At 31.1% G+C, this 18,949-nt stretch carries 11 protein-coding genes and 1 other annotated feature; of the genes, 9 read left to right on the forward strand and 2 right to left on the reverse strand.

What is annotated here, in order from left to right; genetic code table 11:
• Positions 1–41: 41 nt before the first annotated feature.
• Positions 42–1,649, forward strand: coding sequence for an ABC1 kinase family protein (locus J3477_RS23150; protein ID WP_206872609.1), 1,608 nt, complete (start codon positions 42–44; stop codon positions 1,647–1,649).
• Positions 1,650–1,693: 44 nt separating this feature from the next.
• On the opposite strand, the gene J3477_RS23155 is transcribed toward J3477_RS23150, so the two are convergent.
• On the reverse strand, positions 1,694–4,555 hold the full coding sequence (locus tag J3477_RS23155; RefSeq protein WP_206872610.1) for a penicillin-binding transpeptidase domain-containing protein: 2,862 nt from the start codon (positions 4,553–4,555) through the stop codon (positions 1,694–1,696).
• 300 nt (positions 4,556–4,855) lie between these two features.
• Here J3477_RS23155 and J3477_RS23160 point away from each other — a divergent pair, with 300 nt between their 5' ends.
• The 4 genes from J3477_RS23160 (at position 4,856) to metG (J3477_RS23175) (ending at position 13,195) form a co-directional block, all read left to right on the forward strand.
• Complete coding sequence (locus J3477_RS23160) at positions 4,856–8,074, forward strand: SNF2 helicase associated domain-containing protein (RefSeq protein ID WP_206872611.1); 3,219 nt, start codon at positions 4,856–4,858, stop codon at positions 8,072–8,074.
• Positions 8,075–8,266: 192 nt separating this feature from the next.
• Positions 8,267–9,028 carry a DUF1189 domain-containing protein gene (locus tag J3477_RS23165; RefSeq protein WP_206872612.1) on the forward strand — a complete coding sequence of 254 codons (762 nt, stop codon included), beginning with the start codon at positions 8,267–8,269 and terminating at the stop codon, positions 9,026–9,028.
• 58 nt (positions 9,029–9,086) lie between these two features.
• Positions 9,087–9,330 (forward strand) — a binding site (T-box leader).
• A 167-nt stretch (positions 9,331–9,497) separates the two neighbouring features.
• On the forward strand, positions 9,498–11,432 hold the full coding sequence (gene metG, locus J3477_RS23170) for a methionine--tRNA ligase (RefSeq protein ID WP_206872613.1): 1,935 nt from the start codon (positions 9,498–9,500) through the stop codon (positions 11,430–11,432).
• A 134-nt stretch (positions 11,433–11,566) separates the two neighbouring features.
• Positions 11,567–13,195, forward strand: a complete 1,629-nt coding sequence (metG, locus tag J3477_RS23175) for a methionine--tRNA ligase (RefSeq protein ID WP_206872614.1) — start codon at positions 11,567–11,569, stop codon at positions 13,193–13,195.
• Positions 13,196–13,443: 248 nt separating this feature from the next.
• Here metG (J3477_RS23175) and J3477_RS23180 read toward each other — a convergent pair whose 3' ends face one another.
• Positions 13,444–14,127, reverse strand: coding sequence for a Crp/Fnr family transcriptional regulator (locus J3477_RS23180; RefSeq protein WP_206872615.1), 684 nt, complete (start codon positions 14,125–14,127; stop codon positions 13,444–13,446).
• Positions 14,128–14,403: 276 nt separating this feature from the next.
• Here J3477_RS23180 and J3477_RS23185 point away from each other — a divergent pair, with 276 nt between their 5' ends.
• The 4 genes from J3477_RS23185 to rnmV all read left to right on the forward strand — a co-directional run bounded on the left by J3477_RS23185 (position 14,404) and on the right by rnmV (position 18,948).
• Positions 14,404–15,927 carry a DUF445 family protein gene (locus tag J3477_RS23185; RefSeq protein WP_206872616.1) on the forward strand — a complete coding sequence of 508 codons (1,524 nt, stop codon included), beginning with the start codon at positions 14,404–14,406 and terminating at the stop codon, positions 15,925–15,927.
• A 156-nt stretch (positions 15,928–16,083) separates the two neighbouring features.
• Positions 16,084–16,863, forward strand: a complete 780-nt coding sequence (locus J3477_RS23190) for a TatD family hydrolase (protein ID WP_206872617.1) — start codon at positions 16,084–16,086, stop codon at positions 16,861–16,863.
• Between the two features lie 309 nt (positions 16,864–17,172).
• The gene (locus J3477_RS23195) at positions 17,173–18,192 is read left to right on the forward strand and encodes a resuscitation-promoting factor (RefSeq protein ID WP_206872618.1); all 1,020 of its coding nucleotides are present in this window, start codon (positions 17,173–17,175) and stop codon (positions 18,190–18,192) included.
• A 201-nt stretch (positions 18,193–18,393) separates the two neighbouring features.
• A complete protein-coding gene (rnmV, locus tag J3477_RS23200) occupies positions 18,394–18,948 on the forward strand; it encodes a ribonuclease M5 (protein ID WP_206872619.1) in 555 nt (184 codons plus the stop codon).
• Position 18,949: the final 1 nt, after the last annotated feature.

The raw sequence follows: 18,949 nt of genomic DNA on the forward strand, positions 1-18,949 counted from the left end.
GTTATTAACCTCCATTTACCTTTATAACATTGAGGTGAACTATGAGAAAAGAAACGCTAAAAAGGTTTAGGGAAATAATAAAGGTGTTTGCTTACTATGGCTTTGGTTTCTTGGTTAATAGTGCAATGAAGCCGTCTGATAATAAGTCTCCTGAAAATCTTAGAAAAGCTTTTATTGAACTAGGACCAACTTTTATAAAAATTGGTCAGATACTCAGTACAAGAACTGATTTGTTAGATGAAGAATATACAAAAGAACTCTCTAAACTACAAGATGAAGTACCTTGGGAGGCTTTTAGCGTTATTGCAAAGGTGTTTCAAGAGGAGTTTGACCTAAGCATGGATGATGTTTTTTTATATGTAGAAAGCGTCCCTCTAGCATCAGCATCAGTTGCTCAAGTACATAAAGGGGTTTTGAAAGACGGAAGAGAAGTTGTTATAAAGATTCAAAGACCAAATATTCGTGAAAAGATGGAACTTGATATATCTATTCTAAAGAGACTTGTAAAGTTAACTAAGACAAAATTTAATGGTATGCTTATCGATCCAGTAGAAGCATTGAATGAAATTATGGATGCAACTGGCAAAGAGTTGGATTTTGAAAGAGAAAAGGATAATATTGATAGATTTAGACAATTAAATAAAGAAGTTAAGTGCGTGTCTGTACCGTATGTTGTTGAACAATTTACTTCAACAAGAGTACTTACTATGGAGAATATACAAGGTTTTAAGATTAATGATATATATAGTATAGTTAAAGAAGGATATGACCGTACAGATATAGCAAAAAAACTGGCTCTATCATATTGTAAACAGATATTTAATGATGGATTCTTTCATGCTGATCCACACCCTGGCAACCTTCTCATAAGAGATGGGAAGATATGTTTTATTGATTTTGGGCTTATGGGAGAATTAGCAGATTCTATAAGAGATTCTCTTAACGATGCAATGGTTGCTATCGCTCTAAAAGATATAGATAAGATAATAGATTTTATAATGACCGTAGGAGTAAAAAAAGATAGGGTAGATAAACATATATTATATACCGATATAGAATATTTACTATCAAATTACCTATCTACATCTCTGAAAAATATAAAAATATCAACTCTGCTAAGAGAAGTCTTTGATATTGCTGAAAGAAATAATATACAGTTACCAACTGAACTTGTGATCCTTGTTAGAGGAATGGTTATATTGGAGGGAGTAATAGCTGAGATTGCTCCAGATATGAATATATTAGATGTGGCTATACCTTTTGTTAAGTCTAAGAATAAATATTATATATTAAATAAATTGACTAGTGATGATTTTGCAATTAATGCTTATTCTATACTAAGAGATAGCATTAAAATCCCTTCAAAGCTAGTTGAACTCTCTGATAGTGTAATACAAGGGAGAGCTAAGGTTAATCTTCAGATTCCTGATTTGGGAAAATCTGTGGATTATTTAAATAAGATGATAAATAGATTAGTTTTCGGTCTCATAGTAGCAGGAATGATTATTGGATCATCAATAATAACTGGCTCTAATGTTGGACCTAGAATAAGAGATATATCAATTATAGGAATAACGGGGTATTTTGCATCAGGGATTTTTGCTTTATGGCTTCTAATATCTATAATAAGGTCAGGTAACTTAAAATAAAACAGTCTATATCATAAGATGATTTCATGATATAGACTGTTTTTTTATTTAGTCACGGTATCGTCTTTTTTATCAGGTACTGGTGAGTTAAAAGTATAAGGGAAAGCTGGCTGATAGTTCGGATAATCTTTTTGAAGTCTATCTTTAAAATATGTTTCATAAGCAGCCTTTGCTACATCGGCACCTAAGAAACCATGTGCTCCATCATACATTACAACAGCAACAACAATTTCAGGATCATTTATAGGAGCGCAAGAGATATATACTCCATAAGCACTTCTTCCTATTTGATCTTGAAGCTGTTCATTGTAGGTAGCAGTACCTGTTTTACCTCCAGTAGGGATTGGAAAGTTTTTAAATACTAAACTTGCAGTACCTAAATCATCTGTATTTGCCATTTCCATACCTTTCTTTATCAAGTTTAAGTTAGTAGGACTTATATCTATTTTATTTAGTACTTCAGGTTTAAATTCTTGAACTACTTTGCCAGTTGAATCAGTTATTTTATCTACTAAATGAACCTTATATCTTGTTCCCCCATTGACTATTGTAGCTAGATAATTTGCTATTTGAACTATAGAAAAGTTATTAACGCCCTGTCCTATGGAAGCTAAAACTAGTTGGGCAGGTGTATTGATTAGAGCGTTTTCATTATAGATGAATTGTTCTATAGCAATTTTTACATTAGCATTAGAATATTTTTTGCCTGATTCATTATATTTTTTTATGTTATCACTAAATATCTTAGAATCCTTCTGAAGCTGATCCAATAGAGGATCTAAGCCTTTTATAAATTGGTTTACTCCAGTAAGGGTAGAACCTTTATTATTTTTTAGATAATCAAAAATGTAGTCTTTGAATTTTTGCTTTGTTGCTTTTAATTCATCGCTATCATCATCTTTATTACCTATGTCTAGAGCAACAAAACTTCTGCCTCCATAGTTTCCTGCTCCGAGAGCCTCTACAAGATCAAATCTTCCATACATTAAGGTCTGATCCTTATTATACTGATAATTATAAGTTTGACCAAAGCTTTCACCAATTTCTATTCCAGTGCTTCCTTTTGTTTTACTGTTTGGATCGTTTCCCATACCAAGCTGCCAAGCGTATTTTGCGAGGCTATCTAGTGCAGTTATATTAGTTCCATTCTTTTCATACAATCTCATTCCAGTCTCGTAATAAAAAATATTACAGGAAGCTGCGAGGGCTTTTTTTATGTCTACTGCAGTACCATGTACTCCATCATCCTTAAACTGCTGAGTCCCTAATAGTTTATTTGTATAAACTTGACTACTGTCGTTAACTGTTGTTCGTGAGTCTATAACTCCTTCTTGAAGTCCTGCTAATGAAGTTAGAGGTTTGAACGTAGATCCAGGTGGGATTAGTCCCATGGTAGCATAATTATAAAATGGTTTAGGTAAAAGATCATACTTATCCTGTCTAACACCATTCTTATCCTTTGGAAATAACTCATCTACGGTTTTATTTAAATGATGCTTATTGATAAACTCTTGACCAAGCTTATCATAGTCAGGTGAGAAATATTGTTTAGATATTTCAGGAGTAAGTGCATTAGGGTCAGAAATTATATTTGCATCGTATCCAGGATAACTTGATAAAGCAAGTACTCTTCCAGTTTTAGCCTCAAGTACAATGGCAGCTCCTCTTGTAGCATTGAAGTTGCTCTTTTTTTCCTGTTGATCAACATATTGAGTAGCTACATAGTTTAATCTATCCTTAAGGGTTTGTTCTACGGAGTATTGGATGTTTTTGTTTAGGGTTAAAAATACATTTTCTCCAGGACTAGATTCAGATTTAAAGAGTTCTTCTGTTTTTCTGCCTTGAGAATTTACCTTTACTACGGTTTCTCCAGTATTTCCCTTAAGAACAGACTCGAATGAGGATTCAATGCCTGCTTTACCAATTAGGTCAGTGGATAGATCATATCCTTTTTCCTCATAGCGATCCTTCTTGCTGCTATCTATAGAGGATACATAACCTATTACTCCAGAGGCTAAGTTATAGTCAGTTGCATAGGGATAGGTTCTCATTGGCTCTACAGATATATCTATGCCAGGTAGATCACTAAGCTTTTGATAGAATATGTAGGAACTATCCTTTTGGATATTGTATGCTATAGTAACTGGTTTGAAACCAGAGTAACTCTGCATCTTTATGGCATCTTTAACAATCATAAACCTTCTTAAATCTTTTATAGAGTATTTCTTCAGCAACACGTCTGCTATTTCTTTATTTGTATAGTACTGTTTATAGTTTTGTTTTTCTTTAGCAGTTGGGTTTAATATATCATACATGGTATAAAATTTTAGAAGGTAGTTAAAAGTATCTTCAGCATTGATTTTAAGCAGTTCTTGATTTATTTTATCTTCATCGGCATCTGTAAGTTCTTGTTTGTTTTTTAATTCAGGAATACTTCTTTTTGCGACATCATTAAGTCCACGATCTCTTTTAAATCGTATTTCTTGAGCTTTCTTTGTATCGTCTGAATTACCACTAAAATCAAAATATGGTTTACCGTTGTTATCTATTTTTAAATTGAAATTGTCTTGTTGTTCATCTTTTCGCTCGTCTAATAATTTAAATACCGTTTTCATAGTATCGTAAAAATATTTGGAGGAGTCATCAGTTGTAGTGAAGGTAAGATTATATACAGTTTTATTATCAGCCAATATATTTCCATTTGAGTCATAGATCTTTCCTCTAGGAGCTTTTTCAGGGAGAGATCTTCTAGCCTGTGTATTAGCTTTGTCAGTGTAATAATCATATTTAAATATTTGAAGATATATCAATCTGGATATTATACATACAAAAATAATAAGCATAATAATTATGATTGAATTAAATCTATTAAATAGCTTAAATTTTTTCTCTTTTTTTTCCCTCATAGAATACCGCCTTTCAAGTTATTATTTTAAAAGGAAAATTATACTATATTTAATAATTATTATTCTTACATAAAATACGATATTTTTCTAGAGTTATTTGGTAACAATAGTATATTTTTAGAATAATATCTAGAAATATTCATCAAATAATTAGTATATTTTTTTCTTTATTCAAAGTATAATGCTGTTAAAGATATATGAAGGGCGTAAATGTATGATTTTCAAGGCAATATAACTTAAGTTTTTGTAAAATAAGAAAATAATATGATATAAAACTTAGAACGGAGAATAGCTATAATTATGGAAGAAAAATCTATATTAAGTTACGGTGACAAAAAACAATATTTGAAAGGAATACAACATTATGAAGCTGGGCTAGTTGAGGAATTCGCTATTAATATAAAATCTTCAGAAGGCAATAGAGTTAATTCATATTTTATAGAAACTTTTGTTAAGTCAAAAGTTAATAAAGATAGATATAATATACGTATTTCTCTAAATGACAATGTTGGTTTTACAAGCTTCAATTGCAACTGTAATTTCTTTCATAATGATTATAGAAGAAAAGGTATATGTGAACATATTGCTGCTGTAATGGTAAAATATTTTAGAGAAAAGCAGAAAGACATAGCTTATGAGAAAAGTAATATTCAAGTTCAAAGAATTATTAGTGAAATGAATTTATTATCTGGTAAGAGTAGAGAAAAAGAAATGCTTAATTTACAGGTTAAGCTTGAGTTTAATAAAAGCAGCTTAGTTGAAAGTTCAATGGAAATTAAAATTGGCAGGGAAAAGCATTTTTTAGTAAGAGATATAAAAGACTTTTTAGATGCTTATGACAATAGGAAAAAGATAAGTGTTGCTAAGAATTTCGATTTTTGTGGAGACATTCATCTATTCTCTGATAAACACAAAGCTATTATAGATGTTATTAAAGAAATAGATGAGAACGATAGGCTCACTAGAAGTTTATATAATTACACTACACCCAATATGAGACTGATAGAAGGCAGAAGAGTGTATTTATCTTTAACTCAATTAAAAAGAGTTCTTAGCATATTGAGTGATGAGTGTGTTGATTGCACAATTAATGGCCGGGAATATAGTGATGTAAGGGTTGTTAAAGAAAATAATCCTATGAATTTTGTATTAAATTCTCATAAAGATACAATAAGATTATCTTATGGTGAAAGTATACCACAAGCGTTAACCTCTAAAGGTGATATTTTATATTTAAATAATAATATATATCTTCCTGATGAGGAAAGTATAAAAGTTCTTAGACCTATAATTGATATTTTAAAGAAAGAAGATTATATAACCTTTGGTAAGGGAGATAAAAATAATCTTATGTCTACAGTGTTACCAATGTTAAACAAGCATAGTGGTACTGTAAATATAGATGAAATTTCTAAGGGAGAACTTAGTGTACTGCCTTTAAAAGTTAAGTTTTATATTGATAGGGATAATGAAGATATATTTTTAGATGTGCACTTTTGCTACGGTGAAGACGAGTTTGATTCTTTTGAACAAACAGATGATTATAAAGAGGTTATTAGAGATAGAATAAAAGAACAGCAAATTCTTCAGAAGGTATATAGTTATGGTTTTGTTTCTGAAGAAAGATTGGTTCTAAAAGATGAAGAAAAGATAGTAGGATTCTTAAGATGGGGAGTAGTAACCTTGGGGGATCTTGGAGAGGTATACTATTCGGAGAGTTTTAAGAGTTTAAAGGTATATACTCCTAATAGCTATAAGGGAGCCATTAGAATAAGTGATAAAGGATTATTAGAAATATACTTCTCAATAGAAGGTATTGATAACAGAGAATTATGGCATATATTTACGTCCATAAAACAGAAAAAGAAATATTATAAACTTAAAAATGGTAATTTCATAACTCTTCAGGAGAAAGAATTAAAAGCGCTAGAAGAAATAATTAATTATGCAGAGGTTAAAAAAGATGAACTTACTAGTGGTAGCTTCAAGGTTCCAACCTATAAAGGATATTACATAGGAGACATTATAGAAAAAAATAATCTAGGATTCATAGAAAATACCATAGATTTTGATAGGTTGTACTCAAAGACTAAAAGTATGGATATATCTGATTTTAATATGCCAGACAAATTTGATTTTGTAATGAGAGATTATCAAAAAGATGGGTTTAAATGGTTTAATATGCTTCATTCCTTTAAGTTTGGAGGTATACTTGCTGATGAAATGGGACTTGGTAAAACTCTTCAAACTATAGCTTTCTTGTCTTCTCTGCAGATGAAAGAACCTTCTTTAATAATTGTACCTAGTTCCTTAGTATATAATTGGAAGGATGAATTTGAAAAGTTTGCACCAGATATGAAGGTTGCAGTGATTCAAGGTGACAAAAGATTTAGAGAGAGTATCCTTAATGAATATAAGCAATATGATGCTATTGTGACTTCATATGCTCTTTTAAGACGAGATATAGAACTTTATGATGATAAAGAATTTTCTGTGTGTATAATTGATGAAGCTCAGAATATAAAAAATTATAATTCACAAAATGCAAAGAGTGTAAAGAAAATCACAGCAACCACAAGATTTGCACTCACTGGAACTCCAATAGAAAATAATCTAGGAGACTTGTGGTCTATATTTGATTTTGTAATGCCTTCATATCTTATGAATAAGATGAATTTCTCCACTAGATATGAGTCTCCTATAATGAAGGATAGAGATACTGGTGCTTTAGAAGAACTGAACAGAAAGATAAAACCATTTATACTAAGAAGATCAAAGAATATGGTTTTAGAGCAACTACCACCTAAAATTGAGTATTCGATTTCTGTAGATATGATAGATAAGCAAAAGAAAATATATGCAGCTTACTCAAAGGCGGCATTAAGAGAATTTGAAAAACAAGGCATAGATGTGCCAAAGATTAAAGTTCTTGGAGCGTTAACAAGACTTAGACAAATCTGTAGCGATCCTTCAGTCCTAGTAGAAGGATATAAAGGACAAAATGGTAAGCTAGAAGCATTAATGAATATAATTGAGAATGCAAGAGGAAACGGTAAGAAGGTTTTAGTGTTTTCTTCGTTTACAACAGTGTTAAAAAATATAGCACTTCATTTAAAAGACAATTACATAGATTACCTATATCTAGATGGCGACACTGCTATAAGAGAGAGAACAGAATTAGTTAAAGAATTTAACAATGGAGATTCTGTAGTTTTTCTTATATCCCTTAAAGCTGGAGGAACAGGACTTAATATAACTGGTGCTGAAGTTGTGGTGCATTATGACCCTTGGTGGAATCCTGCAATAGAAGAGCAGGCAACTGATAGAGCTCATAGAATTGGTCAATTAAATACCGTTGAAGTAATTAAGCTCATAACTAGAGGTACAATAGAAGAAAGAGTATATGACTTGCAAAGACGAAAGAAAAAAGTTATAGAGAAGATAATTGGTGAAGATATCAATGAATACAATGTACTTAAGGAGATGTCGTTAGAGAATCTTAAGGATTTATTTAAATAAATCATAGTAGTAACTATGGCTGATTATTAATGGTAAGCTTGAAGCTCCCACATTTATTGATGGGAGCTTTGAAGCATTTCAAATATAGTAACAAATATGTAAGTTTAAGACAGATATTAACTTATCTTAAGATGAACTTAAGTTTTCTGGTCTAGAATGATAGTATAGATTTAGAAAAAGGGTGGTATAATAATGAATATTTTTAAGGGATTTATCAAAAGTTTTTACGATTTTAAGAGTTATGCTATTTTCAGAAAGCAGTCTGCTGGAAAGTCATTCTTATATAGTATAATTCTAGCGTTAGTTTTTTCAATAGTAGCATTTGCATATCCTGCTTACAAGGTAAATAGTACAATGAAGGACCTATCAATAGAGTATAATGAAAAGATTCCAGACTTCCAAATTAAAAATGGACAGCTAGAGATTTCTAACAATAAAAATTCTGAAATAGTTAGAGACAGTGGGACTTTTGTTTTAGATAATACTTCAGATATAAAGCTTTTGGCAGATAAATATAAATCAGGCCTAATCTTTGGTAGAGATACTGTAATAGTTAAATCGGAAGGAACAGTTGTTTTAGAACAAAAATATTCTACCTTAAACATGGATTTTAGTAAAAACGATATTGGTGGAATTTTAGATTCTCATGGTGCTATATCAAGTGCTATGTTTGCAATATTAGCTTTTGGATTCGTAATAGGTTTGTATTTTAGAGCTTTGATTGTTGCGATAATAGGAACAATATTTAAGGGTGAAACAACTTTTGGACAAAGATTTAAACTAAGCTTATACGCTACAACGCCTTCTGTAGCTATAAGTGCACTATTTTCTCTATTTGGAATAAGCTTTACAGGCTCAAGTATACTTTTATTTGTGTTAGGACTTGTGTATTTATTCTTGGGGATTAAAGGTATAAATAAAAGTGAACTACAAGAACTAGCTGATGGATTATAAAATAAGAAAATTATTGACATTGTTTTTAATGTAAACTAATATAATATATAGAAATAATTTAAATGCATTGAAGAGAAGAGTAATGATATGGATTGTCTAAAAGAGAGCTGGGCCAGGTGAAAGCCAGTGACAAAAAGTTTCATGAATATGGACTCGGAGCAGGCTTTCTGAATTTTTAAGAAGGTACGGTAGCAACCGTTATATTGCAAGGTGATAAAAACTTTTTAGTGGAGTCACTTATTAAGGTATCTATTGTGAGATAGATATGAAGTAGAGTGGTACAGCGTGAATTCGCCTCTGCATGGACATGAGTTGTCTATGCAGAGGTTTTTTGTTTTATAAATTTTTATCATAACAAGATAACTTGAGAGGGAACTTCCTTTTTAAAATTATTCTTATCATAATAAAGATTTATGGAATAATAGAGGAAATACTATAACTAAATAATATACATTAGGAGGAAATAAATATGTGCAAAAAACCATATTACATTACTACACCAATTTATTATCCATCTGCAAATTTACACATAGGGAACACCTATACTACAGTAGCAGCAGATGCTCTTGCGAGATTTAAAAGGCTTACTGGATATGATGTGATGTTCCTTACAGGTACAGATGAGCATGGACAAAAGATTCAAAGAATAGCAGAAGAAAAAGGGGTTACACCTAAAGAATATGTTGATGAAATAGTTGCAGGTATAAAAAGTCTGTGGGAAATCATGGACATAAGTTATGATAAATTTATAAGAACCACTGATGATTACCATATAAAAGCTGTTCAAGATATATTTAAAAAATTATATGATCAAGGTGATATATATAAAGACTCATATGAAGGTTGGTACTGTACACCATGTGAATCTTTCTGGACAGAAACTCAGCTTGTTGATGGAAAGTGTCCGGATTGTGGAAGACCTGTAGAAAAGGCTAAAGAAGAAGCTTATTTCTTTAAGATGAGTAAGTATGCTGATAGGCTTATAAAGCATATCGAAGACCACCCAGAGTTTATACAGCCGGAATCAAGAAAAAATGAAATGCTAAATAACTTTCTAAGACCAGGGTTACAGGATCTTTGTGTTTCTAGAACAAGTTTTAACTGGGGAATACCAGTAACTTTTGATAACGAACACGTAATATATGTATGGATAGATGCGCTTTCAAACTATATAACAGCTTTAGGTTATGGCAATGAAGATACATCATTGTATGAAAGATTTTGGCCTGCAGATGTACATTTAATTGGAAAAGATATTTTAAGATTCCACACAATTTACTGGCCAATTATGCTTATGGCTCTTGAAGTACCACTACCTAAACAAGTATTTGGTCATGGCTGGCTTCTTGTAGATGGTGGAAAAATGTCAAAATCAAAAGGAAATGTAGTTGATCCAGTAGCTCTTGTAAACAGCTTCGGAGTGGATCCAGTAAGATACTATCTTCTTAAAGAGATACCATTTGGGTCTGATGGATTATTTAATAATGAAATATTTATAAAGAAGATAAATTCAGATCTTGCAAATGATTTAGGAAATCTTTTATCAAGAACTATCACTATGATAGAGAAGTATTTTGATAGTGTAATACCTGCGCCAACTGCAAAGGAAGATATTGATAATGAATTAATAAATTTAGCTTTAGCTACTCCAGTTAAAGTTCAAGCTGCAATTGATGATCTTAAGATTCCAGAAGCATTAGAGGCAATATGGGATTTGATAGGAAGAGCTAACAAATATATAGATGAAACAACTCCTTGGATACTTGCAAAGGATGAAAGTAAGAAAGAGAGATTAGGAACGGTTTTATATAATCTTGTAGAGAGTTTAAGATTTGCTTCTGTTATGATATCAGCATTCTTACCAACAACTAGCAGTAAGATTAATGAACAAATAAATTCTGAAGTAACTACATGGAATAGTTTATCTGCTTTTGATGGAACTAGTGCAGGCACTAAGGTTAATAAAGGAGCAGTTATATTCCCAAGAATAGATGTAGAGGCTAAACTATCTGAATTAGAAGCATTAAGACAAGAGCAGTTAAAAGCTACAGAAAAGAAAGAAATGAAACCAATAAAAGAAGAAATAACTATTGAAGATTTTGAGAAAATAGATTTAAGAGTTGCAAAAGTAATAGGCTGTGAACCTGTAAAAGGTGCAAAAAAACTATTGAAACTAAAAGTTGATTTAGGTGGGGAAGAAAGACAAGTGGTATCAGGTATAGCTCAGTACTATAAACCAGAAGAACTTGTTGGTAAAAGTATAGTGCTTGTGGCAAACTTAAAACCTGTAAAACTAAGAGGAGAGCTTTCACAAGGGATGATTCTTGCAGCTGCTACCGATGATGATGGTAAGCTGTTTGTAGTTGATCCAGGCAATCTTGAAACAGGAAGTGTTGTTAGATAAAATTTTTTATCTATAAATTACTAAAAACTCGTCTATAGTTAGGCGAGTTTTTAACTTAAGTTAATCGTAATAGCAATAACTTAGCTTTATGTGTAATTGAATAAGGAGTTTATTAATAAAGGGGGCTTATATTAATGAAAGTAGTTATCGGAAATTCTTGGCCTTATGCCAATGGATCATTACATTTAGGAAGGCTAGCATCTGTAATTCCTGGAGATGTACTTGCGAGATATCATAGAGCAAAAGGAGACGAAGTTATATTTGTTTCTGGCAGCGACTGTCATGGAACACCTATTGCAATTAAAGCAAAAGAAGAAAAGAAAGCTCCTAGAGAGATTGCAGACTACTATCACAGAGAATTTGAACATTGCTTCAGTTCTTTAGGAATATCATATGACTTGTATGCCAAGACTGATAGTATAAATCATCATAAGGTAGTAAAGGATTATATAAAGAAGTTATACGAAGATGAATATATATATGAAAAGTTGGTAGCGCAAACTTACTGTGAAAGTTGTAATCAATTTCTTCCAGATAGATATATTGAAGGAATATGCCCACATTGTGGAGGAATAGCTAGAGGGGACCAGTGTGAGCAATGTTCTGAAATACTAGATCCAGAAGACCTAATAGATAAAAAGTGTAAAATTTGCGGTTCAGAGCCTGTGGTTAAAGAAAGTAGACATCTTTTCTTTAAGCTTTCAAACTTTGGCAATAAATTAAAGCAATTATTAAGTTTAGAGCATGGATGGAGAGATAATGCTGTAAAACTGACAGAAAGATATATAAATGAAGGTCTAAGGGATAGAGCAGTTACAAGAGATCTAGAATGGGGAATTGATGTTCCTTTGGAAGGTTTTGAAGATAAGAAGATATATGTTTGGATAGAAGCAGTACTGGGGTATCTTTCTGCATCACTTAAATGCTGTAACGGAAATAAAGATTTACTTGATGAATACTGGAACAGTAAGGATAGTAGGATTTATTTAATTCATGGAAAGGACAACATTCCATTTCATACCGTTATTTTTCCATCAATACTTTTTGCTCTTGGGTTTGATGATGTAAATCTTAGAATTATTTCTAGTGAATATTTAAATCTGGAGGGAAAAAAGTTCTCAACCAGCCGAAATTGGGCTGTTTGGGTTCCGTATATAATAGAACATTACAATCCGGATTCTATAAGATATTTCTTGATGGTTAATGGGCCTGAAAAGAGGGATTCTGATTTTTCATGGAGGGAATTTATTAATTCACATAACAGTGAACTTTTAGGCGGATTCGGTAATTTTATCAACAGAACATTAACTTTCATCCACAAAAATTATAAAGGAAGTATAACTAATTGTGGATTAAATCCTAGAATAAAGAGAGAGATAGAGGAAACGTATAAAAATGCTGGAGTAAGCATTGAAAATGGTGAATTTAAAGATGCAATAAATACAATATTTTCTCTAGTGAAAAGGGGAAATAAGCTCTTTGATGAGGAAACTCCTTGGATAACTATTAAAGAAGACGAAGAGAAGTGTAGACAAACTTTATATAATTGTGTTCAGATTATAGTTAATCTAGCTAATTTATTAAATCCAATAATACCTTTTTCGTGTGAAAAGCTCAGAGGATTTTTAGGTATAAAAGAAGCTAATTGGAGTTTTCAGGAGTTAAAAGATATTAAGTTAAATGATTTGGAATTATTATTCGAAAGAATTGATAAAAAGACAATTGACTATGAAGTAATGAGATTAAAATCTGGAAGGCTATAAGCTTAAAAACTTTTAAAACTATTGAAATCTTTAGATTTCAATAGTTTTAAATTTGTATACTTCCTATACAGTAAAAAAATACCCTTAAAAGTCTGTGTAAGGGGAACAAACTTTCAAGGGCTTTAGCCTATTTATAAATGGTTTTAAGGGGTAAATTATTTAGCGCTTAGCTACTTTACATATATAAATATACTCCTCTAATATGTCGATTTGATGTCAAAAAAATAAAGAAATTATGAACTGATCTATTAACTTTCAGCTTCAATAGCCTCAATATCTAATATGGTTATTGATTTTCTGTCATAGTCAATAAGTCCTTCTTCTTTCATTTTAATTAGTTCTCTAGACAAAGATGGTCTCTGAACACCAAGTTTATCAGCCCACTCTTTTTTAGTCATATTCAATTGAATCAAAGAAATTTCCGACTTATTATATTTAACCATTAGAAAGTGGCAGATCATTTGACGGAGAGATTTCATGCTCACTTGCTTAAGCTTTGAACTTAGGGCAACTGCTTTGTTTGAAAGAATCCTAAAAAATTTCAACATGAAAATGTGATCTGTTTCGCAAAGTTCATATACCTTTTCTTTTGATATATGTAGTACTTCAGAAACGTCTTTGCATATAACTGACATAGGGTATTGGTTTCTATCTCCAAATAATAGATTTTCACCAAATACGTTTCCATCTTCCATGGTCGAAACAATTAGAACATTACCGTCTGAATCAAATTTTTGTATCTCAATTTTTCCAGATAATATTACACTAAGATGATTGCAAGGTTCATCCTCTATAAATATAACATCATTGGCAGTATAAGACTTCAGAGATGTTTTGTTGTTTGATAAAATTGATTTAAGATTTTCTTCTGTAAAATGTGAGAATAACTTGCATTTTTGAAGCTTTATAATTATTGAACCTGTGTCATTCATAATATCACCAACCATACAAAATAATTGTTAATCATAATAGATGTACTATTTACAAGATAAAGTTTATAAAAAAGTATCATATGTAAAACTTAGTTCATCTAAAGATGAAACATTTCAATCAGAAATCTATTTTCAAAACTCCTATGGGTTCTTAGAGGAGAATTTGAAAATATAAATTTAATTATGAAGTGGTTCATCTATATATTATAGTTATTATAACTAAAGTAATATACATATACAACTTCAATTCATAAGTTCTAGTAAGGGAGGATTAATATGAGATACTTTTTTGGAGTTTTAATAGGAGCTATAGTTGGATATATAACAAATTGGGTAGCTATACAAATGCTTTTCAGAACACACTATGAAAAAAGGCTATTTGGTATTAAGCTACCTTTTAAATCAGGGCTTATACCTAAAGAAAAAGCGAGGATTTCTAGAAGTGTTGGCGAAACTGTTGGAAATCATCTTCTTACTAATGATGTTATTATAAGTGCTCTAGGAGATGATAATATAAAAAAGCACTTAAAGAATATGATTGAAGAAAAGATAGGCACTGCTAAGAGTCTGGATAAAAGTATAGGTGAAGTTCTAGAAAATAAGATTGGAGAGTATTACAAAAAATTAAAGATTAGACTTCAAGTTAAAGCATCAAAGTATGCGCTTAGTAAAGTTAGAAATGAAGAATTTATAGATTCAGTATCTAAAGTAATTATGAATGAAATTAATATAACCTTGTTAGAAAAACCTAATATGCTAAAAGAATTGTTTTCAGGAAATGGATTCTACAATAACGTACTTAATGACATACCAAAAGTAATTGATAAATCTAAAATTGCGAAATATATTAATAATAATATTAATCAATCATTAGAGTATTTGGTTAGTGAAGGTATGAAGGTAGAAGATATTGTTCCGTTAGAAGTTTTCTGTTCCATAAATACATATATTTATAATGAAAGAAATGCTATTTCTAAGCAGTTGCAATCTATACTTAGGGAAGATAAAGTAGTGGAAAAGCTTAAAGAAGCAATAAAAAATGATGTTTTGTATGGCATGAATCCATTAGTATCAATGGTTTTAAATGTAGATTCAGTTTATGATAAGTTTATACAAGTCATAGACGGTTATCTTGAAGATGATGATAATAAGATTTTATTGGTTTCTTGTATAGGAACCATGATCTATAGCTTTGGAGAAAAGCAAGTTAAAGATGTACTTTATGACATTCCACAAGATTCAAGAAAAAACTTAATAGACATATTATTTGCTTCAGCAGTGGAAAAGCTAATAATTACTGATGTATTAGAAGGCGGATTAAAACTGATTTTAGATAAGATAGATGGCTTTGAATCGTATCATCACATATTGATACTTTTAGCTGAAAATTATGAAGATAGAATAGAAAAATACATAAAAAGTGCGATTAAAACATTTGTTATGAGTGGAACATTTGAAGAAAAGATATATAGTGCTACAGATGTGCTTATTAAAGAAGTATCTAATACTTCAATAACAAAGTTGCTATATAGTTATGATGGAAGCCTTAATAATGAAGTATATAATTTAATGGAAAGCATATATGATAAATTCATTAATGAAGAAGGTTCTAATATTATACATATAATTGATACCCCAAAAATTATAGAAGGTCAAATCAATTTCTTGGAGGTAGATTATGCTGAAAAAATAATAGTGGATATAGCAAGGAGGCAACTTTCTACCCTTACATGGCTAGGGCCAACTTTAGGAGGGGGATTAGGAATCTTACTGACAATACTGTTGGGTATAGGAAATTAATGAGATAATTGTATAAATATATATAAATATGGTAATAATTAGATATAACATGGTTTTACATGTGATCAAATTGATGGAATAATTTGAAAACTTAGTTTGACAGCTTGTACATCTTATGTAATAATTTATATATTAAATTTTGAGAGGTGGCTATTTATGGGTGATTTCGCATTTAACATATTTGATACCCATGCGCATTATGATGATAAATCCTTTGATGATGATAGAGAAAAGGTTATAACCGATATTCAAGACAACGGTGTAATCGGAGTACTTAATTGCGGCTCTTCTTTATACGGTGCTGAAATGTCAGTTAAGTTATCAGAGCAATATGATATTTTTTATGCTGCAGTAGGGATACATCCAGAAAATGCTGATGAATTTAATGAAGGTAGTTTTGAAAGAATAAAGGAATTAGCCAAGAATAAAAGAGTAAAAGCTATTGGAGAGATAGGATTAGATTATTATTGGGAAGAAAATCCTCCAAGAGAAGTTCAAAAAAATGTGTTTAGAGCACATATGAAGCTAGCAGAAGAACTTGGATTACCAGTTATAATACATGACAGAGAGGCACATGGAGATACCCTAGAAATTATGAAGGAATTTATGAATGTAAAAGGTATAGTACACTGTTTTTCTGGTAGTGTGGAATTTGCTAAGGAGTGTTTGAAACTTGGGTACTACATTGGTTTTACTGGAGTAGTTACTTTTAAAAATGCTAAGAAGATATTAGAAGTTGCTAATGAGGTACCTTTAGATAGGATGTTAGTTGAAACAGACTGTCCTTATATGGCTCCAGTACCTTTTAGAGGAAAAAGAAATCAATCAGATTATATCAGATATATCGTTGAAAAATTAGCAGATATAAAAGGATTAGATCCTAAAGAAATAAATGATCAATTTATAAAAAATATTAAACAGTTGCTAAAACTATAGGAATAAGGTAAAATATATTCTATGGTTTTACATATTATGGGAACAGAAAATAAAAATAATAGTAATAACTAAAAGATGAATTTAATATATATATATAGTAATAAACTTGGGCCATTTATCTGTAAATACTCCCCAAAGTGACTGTTTCCTCACTAATGCTCTCATTTTATTTAATTATTATTTACTTTAAAATATGCAGATGGTGCATTTCTAGACAGTCAACAAAAAAAGCAAGAGGTTAAAATTTGACAAAAATCGATATTTTAAGTTATAATGCTACAGACGCTCTTGCCAAAGGAGGGAAAATAAATGGTAGAAAAAATGAAAATCAATCTAAGAAAGATTTTTTCTAATGGTCCTAAGGCAAAAATCGTGTTGGGGCTTGTTATTGCAACAAGCTTGGTTATAGTGATATGCAACATGAGAAAGACTGTAATAGTTAGTATAGACGGTAATGAACAGACATTAACGACATTTAAAGGGACTGTTAAAGGGGCATTACACGATAACGGTATAGTTCTAGGCCCTAAGGACAAAATTCAACCATCTTTAGATCAATCTGTGAAGAGTAATATAAAGATTAATATAACAAAGGCAGTTGATGTAGAGGTTGCAGTTGATGGAAAAGAGCTAAAGATACAAACCGCCGAAGGTAACGTAAATGAAATGTTGAGTGCTGAAGGGATACAACTTGCAGAATACGACAAGATATCTCCAGCAATAAACACCCAAATAACAGCAGGAATGAAAATAGAAGTTGTAAGAGTGGAGTCTAAGGTTGTAAAGGAAAGTCAACAGTTGGATTATAGTACTGTTGTCAATAATGATGACAATCTAGACAGAAGCGTTGTAAAAACGGTTCAGGAAGGTGTTCCTGGAGAAAAAGAAGTTACTTATAGAGTTATCGTTGAAAATGGCAAAGAGGTAAGTAAGAAAGTAGTAGCTGAAAAAGTGGTAAAGGATCCTCAGAATAAAGTAGTTGTCAAGGGTACGATGAATACTCTTGCGCTGTCTAGAGGAGATTCAATTGCTTATAAGAAAAAACTTTCAGTGTTAGCAACTGCTTACACTGGAGGTGGAAGTACAGCTACAGGCAACACACCTAAGAGAAATGCAAATGGAACTAGTACTATTGCGGTAGACCCAAGGGTAATTCCTTTAGGAACAAAGGTTTATATACCTGGTTATGGGTTTGCTGTTGCACATGATACTGGCGGTGCAATTAAAAATAATAGGGTAGATCTTTATATGAATTCAAGTAGTGATGCAAATTCGTGGGGTGTAAGAAACGTAGATGTTTATATTATTGCTTATCCAGGTCAGGGATAATGAAGAAATAGAGATAACGGCTAGTTATCTCTATTTTCTTTTGTAAGCAATTCGGATATGGATAGTATTTTGATTCATAATAGATTTATTATTAACAAGTAGTTTAATATAGAACTTTAATAAAAGATCCTATAAAGTTGACAGAAGAAGCGTAACTGGTTAAATTAAGATTATGATTTAAAAAGGAAAGGAAGTCTTTTTGTGATAAAAGAAGTTATTGTGGTTGAGGGAAGAGACGATGTTACTGCTGTAAAAAAGGCTGTAGATGCAGAAGTTATAGCAGTAGGTGGATTTGGGATAAACGCTAAGGTTATAAATAGAATTAAAGAAGCACAGAAAAGACAAGGTGTAATAGTGTTAACTGATCCGGACTTTGCTGGTGAAAAGATAAGACGCATAATATCTAAGAGAGTAGAAGGAATAAAACATGCTTATATAGCAAGGGAAGACGGAACAAAGGATGGTGACATTGGTGTAGAAAATGCCACTCCTGAGGTTATAATAAGAGCATTAACTGAAGCAAAGGCAAATCAAAAGGAAAAAAGGGAAGAGTTTAGTATTCAAGATCTTTTATATTTTAAATTAGTTGGTGATGGAGCTTCTAAAAATAGGAGAGCTCTTTTAGGTAAAGAACTTAGCATTGGGTACGGGAATGCAAACCAACTACTTTCCAGATTAAATAATTATGGAATAACTAAAGAAGAATTTGTGGAAGCTATGAAAAAGGTTGATAAAAAGTTAAGTATAGGAGAATAAT

It is taken from the genome of Clostridium zeae, assembly GCF_017312485.1.
GTDB lineage: Bacteria > Bacillota > Clostridia > Clostridiales > Clostridiaceae > Clostridium_AR > Clostridium_AR zeae.

Excerpts from the sequence above, each read along its gene's own strand:
- J3477_RS23150 (WP_206872609.1), top strand. The coding sequence starts at position 42 with ATGAGAAAAGAAACGCTAAAAAGGTTTAGGGAAATAATAAAGGTGTTT.
- J3477_RS23185 (WP_206872616.1), top strand. The coding sequence starts at position 14,404 with ATGAGATACTTTTTTGGAGTTTTAATAGGAGCTATAGTTGGATATATA.
- metG (WP_206872614.1), top strand. The coding sequence starts at position 11,567 with ATGAAAGTAGTTATCGGAAATTCTTGGCCTTATGCCAATGGATCATTA.
- J3477_RS23160 (WP_206872611.1), top strand. The coding sequence starts at position 4,856 with ATGGAAGAAAAATCTATATTAAGTTACGGTGACAAAAAACAATATTTG.
- J3477_RS23195 (WP_206872618.1), top strand. The coding sequence starts at position 17,173 with ATGGTAGAAAAAATGAAAATCAATCTAAGAAAGATTTTTTCTAATGGT.
- metG (WP_206872613.1), top strand. The coding sequence starts at position 9,498 with ATGTGCAAAAAACCATATTACATTACTACACCAATTTATTATCCATCT.
- J3477_RS23165 (WP_206872612.1), top strand. The coding sequence starts at position 8,267 with ATGAATATTTTTAAGGGATTTATCAAAAGTTTTTACGATTTTAAGAGT.
- J3477_RS23190 (WP_206872617.1), top strand. The coding sequence starts at position 16,084 with ATGGGTGATTTCGCATTTAACATATTTGATACCCATGCGCATTATGAT.
- J3477_RS23155 (WP_206872610.1), bottom strand. The coding sequence starts at position 4,555 with ATGAGGGAAAAAAAAGAGAAAAAATTTAAGCTATTTAATAGATTTAAT.
- J3477_RS23180 (WP_206872615.1), bottom strand. The coding sequence starts at position 14,127 with ATGAATGACACAGGTTCAATAATTATAAAGCTTCAAAAATGCAAGTTA.